Raw genomic sequence first — 14,693 nt, 5'->3', positions numbered from 1 at the left:
GGGGCCGCTGGTACGGGCTCCGGGCGTCAGGACCGCGCCTTGGTCACCCGCTCCCACGCGGCGTCGTAGAGGTCCCCGGCGGCGCCCAGGTCCTTGATCTCGATGAGGGTGGCCACGACCGACTCGGGCGGGAACACCGCCGGGTCGTTCAGCAGGTCGGCCGGCACGAACTCGCGGGCGGCCTGGTTTCCGGTCGACACGAGGTTGTACGCGGCGTTGGTCGCCGAGACCTTCGGGTCGAGGTAGAACGCGACGAGCCGGTTGGCGCCGTCGGAGTTCGGGGCGTCCTTCGGGATGCACAGCAGGTCGACCCAGCGGGTGCCGCCCTGCGGCGGGATCGTGAAGGCCAGCTTCGGGTTGCGCTTGCGGGCCTGGAGGACGTCGGTGTTGTACCCCTGCGCGGCGACGACCGTGCCGTCGGCGAGGGCGTCGAGGTAGCCGGCGGAGTCGAACCTTGCGTTGGCCGCGAAGGCGAGGAGCCGGTCCGCGGCCGCGTCGACGTCCGCGGCCGTCGTCGTGTTCGGGTCCTTGCCGAGGGCGAGCAGCGCCGCCGCGAACGCCTCCCGGCGCTCGGCGAGGAGCGACATCTTCCCGGCGTGGGTGCTGTCGGCGAAGACGTCCCACGTCGGCGGCGTGCTGAACACGCTCGTGTCGTAGCCGATCCCGGTCGTGCCGGTGCCCCACGGGACCGCGTAGCGGTTGCCGGTGTCGACCTCGAGCCGGCGCATCTCCGGTGCGAGGTTGCCGAGGAGGGCCTCGGTGACCACCGACGTGTCCAGCGGTTGGAGGGCGTCCGCCTCCCGCAGCCGGCGGAACAGGTCCGTGCTCGGGACGACGAGGTCGAACGTCGTCGCCTTGCGGCCGCCCTTGCGGATCACCCCGGCCGCGGCGAGCCGCTCCTCGAGCGCGTCGTTGCTCTCGTAGGTCTCGTAGCCGACGTCCAGCCCGGTCTTCGCGGTGAAGTCGGGCAGCAGGGTCGGGTCGACGTAGTCCTGCCAGTTGAGGAAGCTGACCCGGCCGTCCGCTGCCTGCTTCGAGCAGCCGCCCAGCGTGCCGAGCAGCGCGGCCCCGCCGAGGGTCGAGGACGCGGCGAGGAAGCCGCGCCGGCTGACCCCGCGCGCAGACATCACGACACCACCAGGACGGGCACCGGGGAGTGCCGGACGACCTTGTCGGCCACGCCGCCCTGGAGCATGTCGCGCATGCGGTCGAGAGCACCGGTGACGCCGCCGACCTCCGCGGACAGGCCCTGCCGGCCGATGACGATCAGGTCGCAGGCCTCGGACTCGGCCATGTCGAGGATCGCCCGCGGGACGTCGCCCTTGACGACGATCCCGCGCGAGCGCACCCCGCGGGCGACGAGCAGCCCGACCGCCTCGGCGGCCAGCTCCTTGGCCTCGGTCTCGAGGTCCTCGCGGACGGACTCGATGTACGGGGCGCCGCGACCGCGCATGGTGAGCGGCTGCTCGTAGCCGACGAGGACGACGACCTCGCCGTCCGTCGCGCTCGCCGTCGTGGCGGCCCAGGCCAGGGCACGCTCGGCGTTGTGGGAGCCGTCGAAGGGGACCAGGAGCCGCCGGGGCACGCTCACCTCGGGCAGCCGGACCGGCTCCTCCCAGTCCTCGGGTCGGGCCTGGACGTTCATCCGCGCAGCTCCCCTGTCTCGAAGTCGACCCGTTTGTCGATGCCGCGCCGAGCCCTGGTCCCGCGGAACGCGAGGTAGGCGACGACGCCGGTGGAGAGGGCGATGACGGCGTACCCGATGCCGCCCATCCAGCCCGACTCCAGCACGGTGAAGTAGACGGCCGTGGCGATGACCGCGGCCGGGAGCGTGATGAGCAGGTACGGCACCCAGTCCCCGCCCGGCACCCGGAACGGCCGCACCAGCTCGGGGTGCCGCCGCCGCATGACGATGAGGGTGATGAACTCCAGCATGATCACGCAGCCGCCGACGAGCACCGACAGGCTCGCGAGCTGCCCGAACGAGTCCTCGTCGAGGGACGCCCAGAAGGTGACCACCGAGCAGATGACCGCTGCGACGACGATCGTGCGGACCGGGGTGCCCCGGCGTGGGTGCACCCGGACCAGGCCCGCCGGAAGGTACCCGTCGTTGGCGAGGGCGAAGGGGATCCGCGAGTAGCTGAGCAGCCAGGCGGAGAACAGGCCGATCGCGGAGACGACGGCGGCGAAGGCGAGGAACAGCCCGAGCCACCGCCCGCCGACCCCCTCGGCGACGACCGTGAAGGCGCCCGCGGTCCACTCGACGTCCTCGGTGCCGACGACGGAGAGGGCCACCACGGTCGGGATCAGGTAGATGAGGGTGATCATCGGGATGGTGATCGCCAGCGCCCGCGGGTAGTTCCGGCGCGGGTTGTCGATGTCCCCGGCGACGGTGCTCAGACCGTCCCAGCCGGAGTAGTTCCACATGATGACGAACAGGCCGGCGCCGAACGCCTCGGCGGGTGAGAGCCCGTCCGGGACGAACGGGGTCGCCGGGTTGGCGTCCATCTTGAACAGCCCGATGAGCACGATGAGCAGGAACGGTGCGAGCACGATGACGAGGAAGAGCTTCGAGGAGTCGCCGACGATGGACGACCCGGCCATGTTCATCGCGGCGAAGGCCCAGATGAAGGCGAGCTCGACGACCCACTTCACCGGGAGGCCGGCGATCGACTCGGTCTCGAGCCACGGCAGGAAGTAGGCGCTGAACTCGACGAAGAGCACCGGGTAGATCGCCAGGTCGAACCAGCTCGCCACCCAGGCCCACCAGCCGGCCTGGAAGCCCCAGAACGGGCCGAGCGCCTCCTTGACCCACTGGTAGTAGCCGCCGGAGACGGGCATCAGCGTCGCGAGCTCCGCGACCATGAGCGCGATCGGCAGGCTGTAGATGAGCGGGGTGAGGACGATGAGCAGGATCGCCATCCCCGCGCCGGAGGAGCCGACGACGTCCTCGAGGCCGTACGGGCCGCCGGAGACCGAGAAGAAGATGATCCCGATGATCGCGCCCAGGCCCAGCTTGCGGGTGACGGTGACGACGTCGACGACCGGGGTCGCCGTGGCCACGCCGTCGCCCGGCGGGGCCGGCTCGGAACCTACGGACATCACGTCCTCCTGCCCACCCGATCAGGGGGTCGTCCGACGACGCCGGATCGATCTTGGGCCGAAGGTAACAGGACCGGTGCCCGGGAGAACAGGTCACGGCGGCGGCGTCATCTCCATCCGCAGGCCCAGCAGCCGGACCGCCCGGCCCTCCTCGCGCCGGGCGACGAGCGCGAGTGACTCGCCTTCCAGGAGGGCCGCGTCGGTGGTCGGCGCCTTCAACGTGCGGCTGAACGTCTTGGTGAAGAAGGGTTTGTAGCGCACCTTGAGCGTCAGGCGGACGACGGGGCGGCCCTCGGCGACGATGTCCGCCAGCACCTCGGTGACCAGGGCCCGCAGTGCGGCCGCGATCTCCTCGGGTGCCGTGAGGTCCTGCTGGTAGGTGTGCTCGCGGCTGTGCCCGCGGGCGACCCAGGGGGTGTCGTCGACCGTCGCGGAACCGCGCCCGTGGCCGAGATCGGCGTACCAGGTGCCGATCCGCGGACCGAACTCGGCGACGAGGGTAGGGACGTCGGCGTCCGCGAGCTCGCGGACGGTCGTGATCCCGTGCGTCGCCAGGCGCGCGGAGACCTTCGCGCCGACGCCCCACAGGGCCCGGGTCGGCCGGTCCGCCATGACGTCGAACCAGTTCGCGGCCGTCAGCCGGAAGACCCCGCGCGGCTTGCCGAAGTCGGTCGCGATCTTCGCCCGGACCTTGGTGTCCCCGATGCCGACCGAGCAGTGCAGCCGGGTGGCGGCGAGCACCGCGGCCTGCAGGGCGCGGGCGACGGCCTCCGGGTCGTCGGTGCGGACCCCGACGAACGCCTCGTCCCAGCCGAGCACCTCGACGACGGCGCCCTCGTGGGCGCGCAGCACCGCCATGACCTGCTCGGACGCCGCGGTGTAGGCGGGCGCGTCGACCGGCAGCAGGACGGCGTCCGGCACCTTGCGGGCCGCGATCCGCAGCGGCATCCCGGAGCCGACACCGAAGGCGCGCGCCTCGTACGACGCGGTCGAGACGACGGCCCGCTCGGTCGGGTCGCCGCGGCCGCCGACGATGACCGGCAGGCCGGCGAGCTCCGGGCGCCGCAGCACCTCGACCGCCGCGATGAACTGGTCGAGGTCCACGTGCAGCACCCAGGGGCGGGTCGCGCCGTCCATCGGACCAGTGAACCCGACGCGGCACGTGCCGCACGAGGGCCCGCCGCGCTCGCCGGGTTCAGCCGGCCGGCCGGACCGGCTCGGCCCTGCGGGCCGCGGCGAGCGCGATCCGGGTCGCGAGCGCGTCGGCCTGGGCGATGCAGCCGGACAGGCCCACGCCGCGGTAGCCGGCACCCGTGAGGTGGACGCCGGGCAGGGCGGCGAGCTCGGTGTCGAGGACGGCGAGGCGTGCCTCGTGCCCGACGGTGTACTGCGGCATCGCACCCGGCCAGCGCTGCACGGCCGTCTCGAGAGGGCGGGTGCGGACGTCCAGCGCCTCGGCCACCTCGAGGTGGACGGCGTCGACGACCGCGCCGTCGTCCATGCCCTGCCAGCGCCGGTCGCCGTGCCGGCCGACGGCGCACCGGACGACGGTGACGCCGCGCGCGACCGTGTCGGCGTGGTGCTCCCACTTGGCGGTGGTCCACGTGCAGCCGACGAGGAACCGGTCCTCGCTCGGCGGGACGAGGAAGCCCGTGCCGTCGAGCGGGCGGCCGACGTCCTGCGTGCGGTAGGCGAGGTAGACGGTCGCGACGCCGGCGTACGGGATGGCGTCGAGGGCGTCGGCGGCAGCCGCCGAGTGGGGCAGGAGGAGCCGTGCGGTCGCGTGCGCCGGGGCGGCGAGGACGACCACGTCGGCCGTGAGCTCCTCGCCGTCCGCGAGCCGGACCGTCCAGGTGCCGTCCTCGACCCGGTCCAGGGCGGCGACGAGGGCGCCGGTGCGCAGGTCGGCGCCGGGGGTGGCCGCGGCGATCGCGTCGGTGAGGCCCTGGAGCCCGCCGGGCAGGGTGACCATCCCCGGGGCGATCCGGGGCGTCCCGTCGGGCGTCGTCCGGCCCGGGTCCGCGGGGACCGACGCGCGGCGCCGCCGCTCGCGCAGCGACAGGTACGCGCTGCGGCCGGCGGTGACGGCCCGGTGCACGTCCGGGACGGCGCTGCGCGCGCTGAGCTCCGCGGCGCGGCCGGCGTGCACCCCGCCGAGCATCGGCTCGACGAGCAGGTCGAAGACCTCGGCGCCGAGGCGGGGGCGCAGCAGCTCGGCGATGCTCGGGTCCGCGGGCAGCCGGCGCCGCGGGAGGACCAGGTCGGCCGCCGCGCGGACCGCGCCGCGCACGGTGAGGATCCCGGTGCGGACGAGGGCGAACGGGTTGTCCGGCACGCCGAAGAGCGACATCGCGGGCAGCGGCCGCAGGGCGCCCCGGGCCCAGACGTAGGCCCGCCGGGAGGCCGGTCGGCTCAGGGCGTCGGCGAGCCCGAGGTCGAGGAGCAGGTCCCGGACGCAGGCGTCCCGGACGAGGAGCGCGTCCGGGCCGGTGTCGACGGCGATGCCGGCGACGTGCCGCGTCGTCACCTTGCCGCCGAGCCGCTCACCGGCCTCCAGCAGCGTGATCGACGGTGCGACGCCGGTCTCGGCCGGGAGCCGGTGCGCGAGGTGGTAGGCGGCGGTGAGGCCGCTGACCCCGCCGCCCACGACGACGACACGCAGCGGCACTGGCACGGCGGACCCCCTGGAGGTGGATGTCGGGTGTCTCCACCGTGGTCGACGCCCAGGGGGTGCCTCCGGGTCGAACGTCCCTGCGAACTCCTGCTCGGACTCCGACGCGGAGGCGGACGGCGGTCAGCCGCAGAGCATGCAGCGCCCGGTGACGGGGAGCTCCACGAAGCACGTCGGGCAGACTGCGCCGCGGCGCTCGGGGCGCTGGGCGGCCGCCCGGTCCTTGCGGCGCTGGACGGCGGGGGTCAGGGCCGGGCGGCCACCGCCGGCCGGGATCGTCGCGCCGAAGTGCTTGTAGCAGGCGAGCCGCTCGAGGGCCGCGTGGTCCTCGGCGTCCTTGGGCTCGGCGCCGCGCAGCGAGGCGACCGACGGTGCGTAGCTCGGGCCGACCGACCCCTCGGCGTTGACGCACAGCGACGAGAGCAGGGGTTCCTCGCGGCGGGCGCAGTCGAGCGCGACGAGCCCGAGGACGTCGCCGATCCAGTAGTGCATGAGCTGCGTCGTCCGGACCCCGGAGTCGTCCTGGACCTGCTTCGAGAGCTCCTTGTACGTCGTGATCGCGTGGTAGACCCCGGCGACGGCGATGAGCCGGTCACGGGCGGCGTCCGCCCACAGCGCCTGGGCGTCGGCGAAGGCGACCGGGCTCTCGTCGTCCGCCCAGTGGGTGCCCGGGCGGCGCGCGGCGGCCGGGCCGGTCGGTTCCGGGCTCTGGACGACGAACTCCAGGCGACGGAGCACGGCCGCGGACCCGGCCCTGCCGCCGCGGAAGTCGTCGGACGACAGGCTCTCGCCCGTCGCGAGCTCGTACGCGACGCCGGCGATCGCCTTGGAGTCGTAGAGGTTCCCCTCGTGCTCGAGCAGGTATCCCGTCGCCGGGCCGAAGCCGTGCCGGGCGAGGAACTCCGCCTGGCCGACCTGGTCGTACTCGTGCACCGCGGCGACGACGGCGTCGCGCGTCACTCTCTTCCAGTCAGCCATACCTGTGACCCTAGCGCCGCTTCGGAGCGCCTCCGTCCGCCGGAGGGGCCCGGAGCGGCCCGGAGCGGCCGGCGGCGGGCCACACTGGGGCATGGTCTGGTCCACGACCCGGGACGCGGCGGCCTTCCGGGCAGCCGCAGAACCCTTCCTGGCGCATGATCCCTTGGCCTGCACCGTGCTCCTCACCGAGGCCGCCTACCTCGAGGCACGACCCTCGAAGGCCCCGGGCCTGCTTCTCGGCTGGTGGCGGGACGACGTCGGCGAGGTCGCCGGGGCGGTCGTCGTGGCCCCAGGGCACCGGCCGGTGCTGTCGCCGATGCCGCGGCCCGCGCTGGAGCAGCTCGTCGACCTGCTGCCGGACCTCGCGCCGTGCGAGGTCGACGGCCGGGACGAGGGGGCCGCGACGCGGGTGTGGCAGGCACGGCACGGGAGCAGGCTCGTCGCAGCGCGCCGCACCCAGGTTCACCGGCTCGGCCCCGACGGCCCGGGAGTCGTGGCCCCGGGGCGGGCGCGGACGGCGACCCTGGCCGACCGTGGCCTGCTCGTCTCCTGGTACGGCGACCTCCTCGCCGGCGTCCCCGACGAGCCGACCGACCTCGCGTACCTCGTCGACGAGCCGCTCTCGTACGGCGGTGCCGTCCTGTGGGAGGTCGACGGCGTCCCCGAGGGGGTCGCGACACGGAGCCGCTGCGTCGCGGGCATGGTCCGCGTCGGCGCGGTCTACGCGCCCCGGGACGAGGTGTTCGGCCGGGCCGCGTTCGCCGCCCTCTGCGAGATGTCGAGGAGCGTCGCCGACCACGTCGTCGTCCTCGGTCGTGCGGACGACGGGGCCGCTGGGGTCTGGTACCGCGGGCTCGGGTTCGCGCCGGCCGGTCAGCGCGTCCTGATGGCCGTCGCGGCGCCGGACGCCTGACGCGCGAACGGCCCGGCCGACGTGGCCGGGCCGCCCGCTCGTCGACGGTGGTTTCGTCGGCGCCTAGTACTGCACCGGCTCCTCCCGCACCGTGACGGGCGCGTGCAGGTCGAGGTCGTGCACGCGCGGGTCGCCGGCGTCGGCGTCGTAGTCCGGCCCGGACGTCGCGTCCCGGCCGTCGGCGACGCCGGCCGCCCGCAGCGCGAGCGTCACGAGGACGGCGACGACGAGGTTGACGAGCACGGCGAGGAAGCCCGCGTAGACCGTGACGGTCGTGTCGAACCCGAGCTCGCTGAGCTTGAAGGCCGAGCCGCCGAAGTGCTCGCGAAGGATCTTCGGACCGGCCGCCGTGACGGCTGTCTGCGGGACGTTCCACAGCAGCCACCAGCCGGCCGCCATCCCGGCGGCCCAGCCGGCGACGAGCCCGCCACGGTGGAACCAGCGGGTGAACAGCCCCAGGCCCACGGCGGGCAGGGTCTGCAGGATGATCACGCCGCCGATGAGCTGCAGGTCGATGGAGAACTGCGGGTCGAGGGCGAGGATCGCGACGAGGGCCCCGAGCTTGACGACGAGCGAGGCGATCTTGCTGCTGCGCGCCTCCTGGGCGGGGGTCGCGTCCTTGTTGAGGTACTCGCGGTAGACGTTGCGGGTCCACAGGTTCGCGGCCGCGATGCTCATGATCGCCGCCGGCACGAGGGCGCCGATCGCGACCGCCGCGAACGCCACACCGGCGAACCAGTGCGGGAACATCTGGTCGAAGAGCAAGGGGATCACGGTGTTGCCGTCGGTCTTCGGGCCGATCACCGTGCCGTCGGTCGCCACGAGCGTGTCGCCCGTCGGCAACGGCTTGGTGCCCGCGGCGATCGCCATGTACCCGAGCAGGGCGAGCAGCCCGAGGAGCAGCGAGTACGCGGGCAACGCGGCCATGTTCCGCTTGATCGTGCCCCGGTCCTTCGAGGCGAGGACGCCGGTCACCGAGTGCGGGTAGAGGAACAGCGCGAGCGCCGAGCCGAAGGCGAGCGTCGCGTACTGGACCTGGCCGGCGCCGGGGAGCAGCGTGCCGTCCCCGGGGTTCGGGGACTTCGCGAACTTCGCGTCCGCCGCGTCGAAGACCGCCCCCCAGCCGCCGAGCTTCGCCGGGATGTAGATCACCGCCGCGATGATGACGACGTAGATGAGCGCGTCCTTGACGAACGCGATGAGCGCCGGCGCCCGCAGCCCCGAGTTGTACGTGTACGCCGCGAGGATCGCGAACGCCACGACGATCGGGACGTGCCCGCGCACCCCGACGGTCTTGAGGACGGCCTCGATCCCGACGAGCTGGAGCGCGATGTAGGGCATCGTCGCGACGATGCCGGTGACCGCGACGACGAGGGCGAGGGTCGGGCTGCCGAACCGGGCCCGGACGAAGTCGGCCGGGGTGACGAACCCGTGGACGTGGCTCACCGACCACAGCCGCAGCAGCACGTAGAAGACGATCGGGTAGACGACGATCGTGTACGGGACGGCGAAGAAGCCGGCCGCGCCGGCCCCGAAGAGCAGCGCCGGCACCGCGACGAACGTGTAGGCGGTGTAGAGGTCACCGCCGATGAGGAACCACGTGATCCACGAGCCGAAGCTGCGCCCGCCCAGGCCCCACTCGTCGAGGTGCTCCATGGTGCTCGGCCGGCGCCAGCGCGCCGCGAAGAAGCCGAGCCCGCTCACGAGGACGAACAGCGCGACGAAGACGGCGATCTCCACGCCGTGCTCGCTCATCGCGTGCTCCCGCGGCGGGTACGGCGACCGGTGAAGTAGACGACCGTCGTGCAGACGACGCTCACCGGGATCACGGCCAGCTGGTACCAGTAGAAGAACGGGATCCCGAACAGCTCCGGGTCCGTGCGGTTGTACAGCGGCGGGTAGACGACGAGCAGCAGCGGCAGGAGCAGCAACCAGCCGGTCGGCAGACCGGTCGTGGATCGGTCGCGCCGACCGGCGGGCACGTCGTCGGGGACGTCGGTCATGGGAACTCCCTCGGAGGCGGGGACACGGGTCGTGGAGAGAGTTGCCCCGTTCCGGGCAGAAGTTGCCACCGTCGCGGGTAAACCTTCGGGGCCCGCCCCGCAACTGCATGGACATGACCGCAGTGCCGCGGAGCGTCGTCGAGGCGGTGCCGCCCGGACCCGACCGGGCGGCACTGCTCGCGTTCGCGCTCGTGCTCGGCGCGGCGTCCCTCGTCACGCTCGTCGCGCACCGGCGGCCGGTCTGGCGGCGCAGCGTGGCACCGGGCCAGGAGCTCGTCGAGTGGGCGCTGCTGGGCCGCAGCCTCGGCACCGTCCGCACCTGGTTCCTCCTCGGCGGCGCGATCTTCACGGCGTACACCTTCGTCGCCGTCCCGGCCCTCGTCTACGGCGTCGGCGGCCTCGGCTTCTTCGCCGTGCCGTACGTCGTCGTCGTCTTCCAGCTCGGGTACGTCGTGCTGCCGTGGCTGTGGCGGCTCGCCCGCCGGCACGGCTGGCTCACGCCCGCGGACGCCGTCCGGGCCCGGTTCGACAGCCCGACCCTCGCGCTCGCCGTCGCCGTGACCGGGCTGCTCGCGACGATGCCGTACGTGGCGCTCCAGCTGCTCGGCCTGTCGGCCGCGCTCACCGTCATGGGGCTCCCGGCGGACAGCGTCGCGGCCGATCTCGCGATGGCCGCGACGTTCACGGTGCTCGCCGTCGGCACGTTCCGGCACGGGCTCGGTGCGCCCGCCGCCGTCGCCCCCGTCAAGGGCGTCCTCGCGTTCGCCGCGACGGCGCTGCTCGTCGTCCTCGGGCTGCGGGCCACCGGAGGGGCCGCAGACCTGTTCCGGGAGAGCGGGTCCGCGCTCGCGGGCACGCCGTCCGGGCAGGGCTCCCTGCTCCTGCCCGACGGGCTCGGGTCGGCCTACGTGAGCCTCGCGGTGGGGTCCGCGCTCGCCCTCGTGCTGTACCCGCACGTGCTGACGCCCACGTTCGCCGCCCGCTCCGAGGGGGTCGTCCGGCGGGTGAGCATCGGGCTGCTCGGGTGGACGGCGCTGCTCGCCGTCCTCGCCCTCGGCGGGCTCGCCGCGCGGGCCGACGGGATCCGGGTGCCGCCGGGGCACGCCGAGCTCGCGCTCCCGGCGCTCGTGCGGGACCTGCTGCCGTCCGGGGCGTCCGGCGCCGTCCTCGGGGCGTTCGGGATCGGCGCGCTCGTGCCCGCCGCGGTGATGTCCGTGGCCGCCGCGACGACCTTCGCGAACAACGTCTACCTCGAGTACCTCAACCCCACGGCGCTGCCCGAGCAGGTCGCCCGGGTGGCCCGCTGGGTCTCGGTGCTCGTCAAGGTCGGGGCGCTCGCGTTCGTCGTCGGGCTGCGCGCCCAGGACGCGATCACCCTCCAGCTCCTCGGCGGGGTGTGGATCCTGCAGACGCTGCCTGCCGTCGTCCTCGGGCTGCTCCTGCGCCGGCCGCACCGGTACGCGCTGCTCGCCGGCCTCGTCGCGGGCGTCGCCGTCGGGACCTGGCTCGTCGCGGCCCAGGGCTTCGTCGCGGTGACCCGGGTCGACGTCGGCGGGACGACGGTCGGCGTCTACGCGGGGCTCGTCGCGCTCGCCGTGAACCTCGGGCTCGTCGCGGCCCTCACCCCGCTGCTCGACCGGGCCGGGGTCGCCCGCGGCCTGGACTCCACAGGGACCGGGATCGATGGGAAGATCGCCAGCGAGTGGGAGGTCGGCGCATGACCCAGCACCCCGCACCGGTGCCTGCAGCACCGCCCGATGTCGGGACGCCCGCCCCGGACGCCGGGACGCCGTCCGCGCGGCGGCCCGGCCTGCCCGGCTGGGGCGGGCTGCGCGACCTCGAGCGCGAGGCCGCGGTGACGGCGCTGTTCGACCGGCACCACACCGAGCTCGTCCGGCTCGCGGTCCTGGTCGGGGCGCAGGGCGACGCCGAGGACATCGCCTCCGAGGCGTTCTGCGAGCTCTACCTGCGCTGGCCGCGGCTGCGCGACCCCGCCGCGGCGCCGGCGTACCTGCGGTCGGTCGTCTGCAACCTCGTCCGGATGCGGCTGCGGCACCTGCAGGTCGTCCGGCGGCACCCCGAACCCGGCCTGCCCGACGCCGGCTCCGCCGAGCAGGAGGTCGTGCTCCGCGAGGACCACCGCGAGGTCGTCGACGCGTTGCGCGGCCTGCCGGACCGGCAGCGCGAGGCGCTCGTCCTGCGGTACTGGCTCGACCTCAGCGAGGCCGAGGTCGCCGCGACGATGGGGATCTCGTGCGGTGCGGTGAAGTCGCACACCGCCCGCGGGATGGCGGCCCTCACCAAGGCCCTCAAGGAGTGCCGATGAACGAGACCGAGAGCGTCGCGCGGCTCCGCGAGGCGCTCGGCGCGATGGCGGGCACCGTCCGGACGAGCCCGGACGCCTACGAGCGCGCGCTCCTCGACTGGCGGCGCCGCGAGCGCCGGCGCCGGCTCACCGGGCTCGCGGTCGCCGCCGTGCTGCTCGCCGCCGCGGACGGCGTCGGGCTGTGGGCGCTCAACCGCAGCGCCCCGGCGGCGCCGGTCGTCTTCGACGCCCCGGCGCCCGCGGTCGCGCCCTCCGGTGCCGCGCCGTCCGGTACCGCGCCGTCCGGTGCCGCTCCGACCGGTACCGCTCCGTCCGCGGTCAGCCCGCCCGGCGCGCCATGACGTAGAGCCGCTGCGTCGTCTCGCCGCGACCCTCGAGCGGGCCGCGCAGGTACCACTCGACGTCGGTGAGCCCGGCCGCCGTGACCGCCGCGACGACGTCCGCCGGCTCGTGGAGCACGAGGTCGAGCTCGACGTCCTCGTCGAACCACGACGTGAGGTGCCGGACCTCCTGGCCGGCGTGCAGCCCGAGGAGCAGGACGCCACCGGGTGCGAGCGGCCGGGCCAGCGCCCCGACCGCCGCGGGCAGCTCGGAACCGGCGAGGTGGATCAGCGAGTACCAGCCGAGGACAGCGCCCCAGCCGTCGGCGGTCTCGGGGCGGATGAGCCGGGTCAGGTCCCCGACGTCGAACCGCAGGTCGGGGAAGCGCTCCCGGGCCTGGTCGACCATGGCGGGGGTGAGGTCGAGCCCGCGGGCGTCGGCGCCCGCCGCGGCGAGGTGGGCCGTGACGTGCCCCGGGCCGCAGCCCGCGTCGACGACGGGCCGGTGGCCCGCCGCGGCGGCGGTGCGGTCGAGGAGCCAGCGCTCGAAGGGCAGGTCGTCGAGCTCGGTCGTCAGGCGGGCGGCGTAGGTGACCGCGACGGCCGCGTAGGAGGAGCGCACCCGGGCGTCCCGGGCGTCCGGCCCGTCGGCGATCGGGCGGTCGCGGTCCACGGCCGGGGCCGTGGCGGCCGCGCCGGCGGCTGCTGTCTCCGGGCCGCTGTCGGCGACCGGCCCGAGCAGGTGCACCCAGCGGTGGTCCTGCTCGCGCGGCCGCCGCTCGAGCTGGCGGACGAGCGGCTCGTCGCGGTCCGCGAGCCGCTGCAGGCAGGCCGCGACGGCATCCCGGTCAGCGAAGCCGTGGAGCCGCTCGGTGCGCACCTTGAGCTCGCCCGGCGCCTGCGGGCCACGCAGCAGGAGCACCGTGACGAGGGCGCGCTCGTCGTCCGCCAGGCCCAGCACCTCGGTGAGGGTCTGGTGGTACTTGAGCACGCGCCGCCCGGTGTCGGCCCAGACGATCCGCAGCAGCCCGCGGTCGCGCAGCGCCCGGGCGGTGGTCTCCACGGCGTGCTCGTCGAGGTCCATGACCGGCTCGCGGCTCGACGTCTGGTTGCACGCGGTGCGCAGCGCGTTGAGCGTCAGCGGGTAGGTCGCCGGGACGGTCACCTGCTTCTCGAGGAGGCAGCCGAGAACCCGTTGCTCGACGGCGTCCAGAACGGGGAGGTCGGTCATGACCGTCAGCGTAGGCCGCTACGGTCCGGTGCGCCGGAGCCGGTCGGCCACCTCGACGCCGAGGGTGACCAGCTGGTCGAGCGCCGCGGCACCGGCCCACCAGCCGTGCGCGGTGACCTCCAGGCCCTGCGCCCCGAGGAGGACGGCGTCGAGCCGGGCCGGGCGCTCGTCGGCCGGTCCCCACCGGGCCGGTGGCCAGTGCAGGACGAGCGGGACGAGGTCGTCGTCGAGGACACCGCCCGGGTCGTCGACGGTCCAGCCCGGGCCGAGGCAGCCGCCCGGGCCGGGGCCGCCGCGCCGGACGCCGAACCGGCGGCCGGGGCCGTCGGGTGCGGCGGCCGTGACGGCGGGATCCGCGCAGCACCAGACGATCCGGGGCGGGACGGCGTCCCGGGCCGTCGTGCCCGGCGAGCCCGGCGAGCCCGGCGAGCCCGGCGAGCCCGGCGAGCCCGGCAGGAGCGTGACGGACCACGGGACGCCGTCCGTCCGGCCGACGAGCAGGTGCCGGACGCCGCCGCGCACGTCGTCGTCCGCGGGCGCGGTCCGCGGGTGCAGGGTGGCGCCGCGCCGGGCCGCGACGTCGAGGACGAAACCGTCGTCGGTGGCCGACGTCAGCTCGTCGTCCCGCACTTCTTCTCCAGGCGGGCGTTGACGGCCTGCAGCTCGGGGGAGTCGAACCGGCCGCCGTCGGAGATGTCGGCGTGGGTCGTGATGCTCGCGGCGACCTTGTCCATCTCCGTGGCGTAGTCGGTGAGGATCGCGTCGAGGTCGGCGTCACCGGTGCGGCCGACCTGGCCCCGCATCGCTCCGGCCCACGCGACGAAGATCCCGTGGATGGCGTCCGCGCTGCGCTGCTGGGCCGCGGCGTCCTGCGCGGCGGCGCCCGTCGCGTTCGACGTCAGGGCCTCGGCGAACTTCCCCGTCGCCTCGTCGACGGCCTTCGCGACGGCGTCGCAGGCGGCCGTGAGGGACTTCGGTGCCGGCTGCGCCGCGGCGCTGCCCGGCGACGTGCCCGCACCGGACGGCGGGGCGGCCGACGAGCCGCCGGGACCGCACGCGGTGAGAGCGAGGGTGCACAGGCCCACGGCCGCGACGGCCCGGACGCAGCGCAGGACCGTGCCGGTGGTGCTCGGGTTCGTGCTCATGACG

Annotated in this window: 15 protein-coding genes; 4 read left to right on the top strand and 11 right to left on the bottom strand. The window is 74.8% G+C overall.

The window, feature by feature from the left end:
• Nucleotides 1-26: 26 nt before the first annotated feature.
• The 6 genes from EDJALFJO_RS08815 to EDJALFJO_RS34890 all read right to left on the bottom strand — a co-directional run bounded on the left by EDJALFJO_RS08815 (nucleotide 27) and on the right by EDJALFJO_RS34890 (nucleotide 6,751).
• Entirely contained in the window at nucleotides 27-1,127 is a 1,101-nt protein-coding gene (locus tag EDJALFJO_RS08815; RefSeq protein WP_088284259.1) for a PotD/PotF family extracellular solute-binding protein, read from the bottom strand.
• On the bottom strand, nucleotides 1,127-1,645 hold the full coding sequence (locus EDJALFJO_RS08810; protein WP_088284257.1) for a universal stress protein: 519 nt from the start codon (nucleotides 1,643-1,645) through the stop codon (nucleotides 1,127-1,129). The genes EDJALFJO_RS08815 and EDJALFJO_RS08810 overlap by 1 nt, the downstream gene beginning before the upstream one ends.
• On the bottom strand, nucleotides 1,642-3,102 hold the full coding sequence (locus tag EDJALFJO_RS08805; protein WP_088284255.1) for an APC family permease: 1,461 nt from the start codon (nucleotides 3,100-3,102) through the stop codon (nucleotides 1,642-1,644). The genes EDJALFJO_RS08810 and EDJALFJO_RS08805 overlap by 4 nt, the downstream gene beginning before the upstream one ends.
• 93 nt (nucleotides 3,103-3,195) lie before the next feature.
• On the bottom strand, nucleotides 3,196-4,239 hold the full coding sequence (locus tag EDJALFJO_RS08800; protein ID WP_198950140.1) for a DNA polymerase IV: 1,044 nt from the start codon (nucleotides 4,237-4,239) through the stop codon (nucleotides 3,196-3,198).
• A 58-nt stretch (nucleotides 4,240-4,297) separates the two neighbouring features.
• Nucleotides 4,298-5,776 (bottom strand): protoporphyrinogen oxidase, encoded by a 1,479-nt coding sequence (gene hemG / locus EDJALFJO_RS08795; protein ID WP_088284253.1) that lies wholly within the window; start codon nucleotides 5,774-5,776, stop codon nucleotides 4,298-4,300.
• A 120-nt stretch (nucleotides 5,777-5,896) separates the two neighbouring features.
• Complete coding sequence (locus EDJALFJO_RS34890; RefSeq protein ID WP_198950139.1) at nucleotides 5,897-6,751, bottom strand: hypothetical protein; 855 nt, start codon at nucleotides 6,749-6,751, stop codon at nucleotides 5,897-5,899.
• Nucleotides 6,752-6,842: 91 nt separating this feature from the next.
• On the opposite strand from EDJALFJO_RS34890, the gene EDJALFJO_RS08780 reads away from it, so the two are divergent.
• On the top strand, nucleotides 6,843-7,664 hold the full coding sequence (locus tag EDJALFJO_RS08780; protein WP_143448391.1) for a hypothetical protein: 822 nt from the start codon (nucleotides 6,843-6,845) through the stop codon (nucleotides 7,662-7,664).
• Between the two features lie 63 nt (nucleotides 7,665-7,727).
• Here the strand turns inward: EDJALFJO_RS08780 and mctP are convergent, their stop codons facing one another.
• Both mctP and EDJALFJO_RS08770 read right to left on the bottom strand, forming a co-directional pair.
• On the bottom strand, nucleotides 7,728-9,419 hold the full coding sequence (gene mctP, locus EDJALFJO_RS08775; protein ID WP_088284249.1) for a monocarboxylate uptake permease MctP: 1,692 nt from the start codon (nucleotides 9,417-9,419) through the stop codon (nucleotides 7,728-7,730).
• On the bottom strand, nucleotides 9,416-9,667 hold the full coding sequence (locus tag EDJALFJO_RS08770) for a DUF3311 domain-containing protein (RefSeq protein WP_088284247.1): 252 nt from the start codon (nucleotides 9,665-9,667) through the stop codon (nucleotides 9,416-9,418). Before EDJALFJO_RS08770 ends, mctP begins: the two co-directional genes overlap by 4 nt.
• Before the next feature lie 113 nt (nucleotides 9,668-9,780).
• Here EDJALFJO_RS08770 and EDJALFJO_RS08765 point away from each other — a divergent pair, with 113 nt between their 5' ends.
• From EDJALFJO_RS08765 to EDJALFJO_RS33315, 3 genes are read left to right on the top strand one after another with little or no spacing between them, the layout of a single operon-like run.
• On the top strand, nucleotides 9,781-11,388 hold the full coding sequence (locus tag EDJALFJO_RS08765; RefSeq protein WP_198950138.1) for a sodium:solute symporter: 1,608 nt from the start codon (nucleotides 9,781-9,783) through the stop codon (nucleotides 11,386-11,388).
• Nucleotides 11,385-11,993: an RNA polymerase sigma factor gene (locus tag EDJALFJO_RS08760; RefSeq protein ID WP_088284245.1), complete on the top strand. Its 609-nt coding sequence runs from the start codon at nucleotides 11,385-11,387 to the stop codon at nucleotides 11,991-11,993. Before EDJALFJO_RS08765 ends, EDJALFJO_RS08760 begins: the two co-directional genes overlap by 4 nt.
• A complete protein-coding gene (locus tag EDJALFJO_RS33315) occupies nucleotides 11,990-12,334 on the top strand; it encodes a hypothetical protein (RefSeq protein WP_143448390.1) in 345 nt (114 codons plus the stop codon). The genes EDJALFJO_RS08760 and EDJALFJO_RS33315 overlap by 4 nt, the downstream gene beginning before the upstream one ends.
• On the opposite strand, the gene EDJALFJO_RS08750 is transcribed toward EDJALFJO_RS33315, so the two are convergent.
• From EDJALFJO_RS08750 to EDJALFJO_RS08740, 3 genes are read right to left on the bottom strand one after another with little or no spacing between them, the layout of a single operon-like run.
• Nucleotides 12,312-13,544, bottom strand: a complete 1,233-nt coding sequence (locus EDJALFJO_RS08750; RefSeq protein WP_088284243.1) for a DUF480 domain-containing protein — start codon at nucleotides 13,542-13,544, stop codon at nucleotides 12,312-12,314. The two genes, EDJALFJO_RS33315 and EDJALFJO_RS08750, sit on opposite strands and share 23 nt — an antisense overlap.
• 18 nt (nucleotides 13,545-13,562) lie before the next feature.
• Nucleotides 13,563-14,174: a hypothetical protein gene (locus EDJALFJO_RS34885; RefSeq protein ID WP_088284241.1), complete on the bottom strand. Its 612-nt coding sequence runs from the start codon at nucleotides 14,172-14,174 to the stop codon at nucleotides 13,563-13,565.
• Nucleotides 14,156-14,689: a hypothetical protein gene (locus EDJALFJO_RS08740; RefSeq protein ID WP_088284239.1), complete on the bottom strand. Its 534-nt coding sequence runs from the start codon at nucleotides 14,687-14,689 to the stop codon at nucleotides 14,156-14,158. The genes EDJALFJO_RS34885 and EDJALFJO_RS08740 overlap by 19 nt, the downstream gene beginning before the upstream one ends.
• Nucleotides 14,690-14,693: the final 4 nt, after the last annotated feature.

Source organism: Kineosporia sp. A_224, from assembly GCF_002198655.1.
Taxonomy (GTDB): domain Bacteria; phylum Actinomycetota; class Actinomycetes; order Actinomycetales; family Kineosporiaceae; genus R-H-3.
The sequence above is the reverse complement of the archived record's forward strand: the minus strand, read 5'-3'. Positions and strand labels throughout refer to the sequence as shown.

What these genes read in the sequence shown, in the direction of transcription:
- EDJALFJO_RS08815 (WP_088284259.1), bottom strand. Translation starts at nt 1,127, where the DNA reads ATGTCTGCGCGCGGGGTCAGCCGGCGCGGCTTCCTCGCCGCGTCCTCG.
- EDJALFJO_RS08810 (WP_088284257.1), bottom strand. Translation starts at nt 1,645, where the DNA reads ATGAACGTCCAGGCCCGACCCGAGGACTGGGAGGAGCCGGTCCGGCTG.
- EDJALFJO_RS08805 (WP_088284255.1), bottom strand. Translation starts at nt 3,102, where the DNA reads ATGTCCGTAGGTTCCGAGCCGGCCCCGCCGGGCGACGGCGTGGCCACG.
- EDJALFJO_RS08800 (WP_198950140.1), bottom strand. Translation starts at nt 4,239, where the DNA reads ATGGACGGCGCGACCCGCCCCTGGGTGCTGCACGTGGACCTCGACCAG.
- EDJALFJO_RS34890 (WP_198950139.1), bottom strand. Translation starts at nt 6,751, where the DNA reads ATGGCTGACTGGAAGAGAGTGACGCGCGACGCCGTCGTCGCCGCGGTG.
- EDJALFJO_RS08780 (WP_143448391.1), top strand. Translation starts at nt 6,843, where the DNA reads ATGGTCTGGTCCACGACCCGGGACGCGGCGGCCTTCCGGGCAGCCGCA.
- mctP (WP_088284249.1), bottom strand. Translation starts at nt 9,419, where the DNA reads ATGAGCGAGCACGGCGTGGAGATCGCCGTCTTCGTCGCGCTGTTCGTC.
- EDJALFJO_RS08770 (WP_088284247.1), bottom strand. Translation starts at nt 9,667, where the DNA reads ATGACCGACGTCCCCGACGACGTGCCCGCCGGTCGGCGCGACCGATCC.
- EDJALFJO_RS08765 (WP_198950138.1), top strand. Translation starts at nt 9,781, where the DNA reads ATGACCGCAGTGCCGCGGAGCGTCGTCGAGGCGGTGCCGCCCGGACCC.
- EDJALFJO_RS08760 (WP_088284245.1), top strand. Translation starts at nt 11,385, where the DNA reads ATGACCCAGCACCCCGCACCGGTGCCTGCAGCACCGCCCGATGTCGGG.
- EDJALFJO_RS33315 (WP_143448390.1), top strand. Translation starts at nt 11,990, where the DNA reads ATGAACGAGACCGAGAGCGTCGCGCGGCTCCGCGAGGCGCTCGGCGCG.
- EDJALFJO_RS08750 (WP_088284243.1), bottom strand. Translation starts at nt 13,544, where the DNA reads ATGACCGACCTCCCCGTTCTGGACGCCGTCGAGCAACGGGTTCTCGGC.
- EDJALFJO_RS08740 (WP_088284239.1), bottom strand. Translation starts at nt 14,689, where the DNA reads ATGAGCACGAACCCGAGCACCACCGGCACGGTCCTGCGCTGCGTCCGG.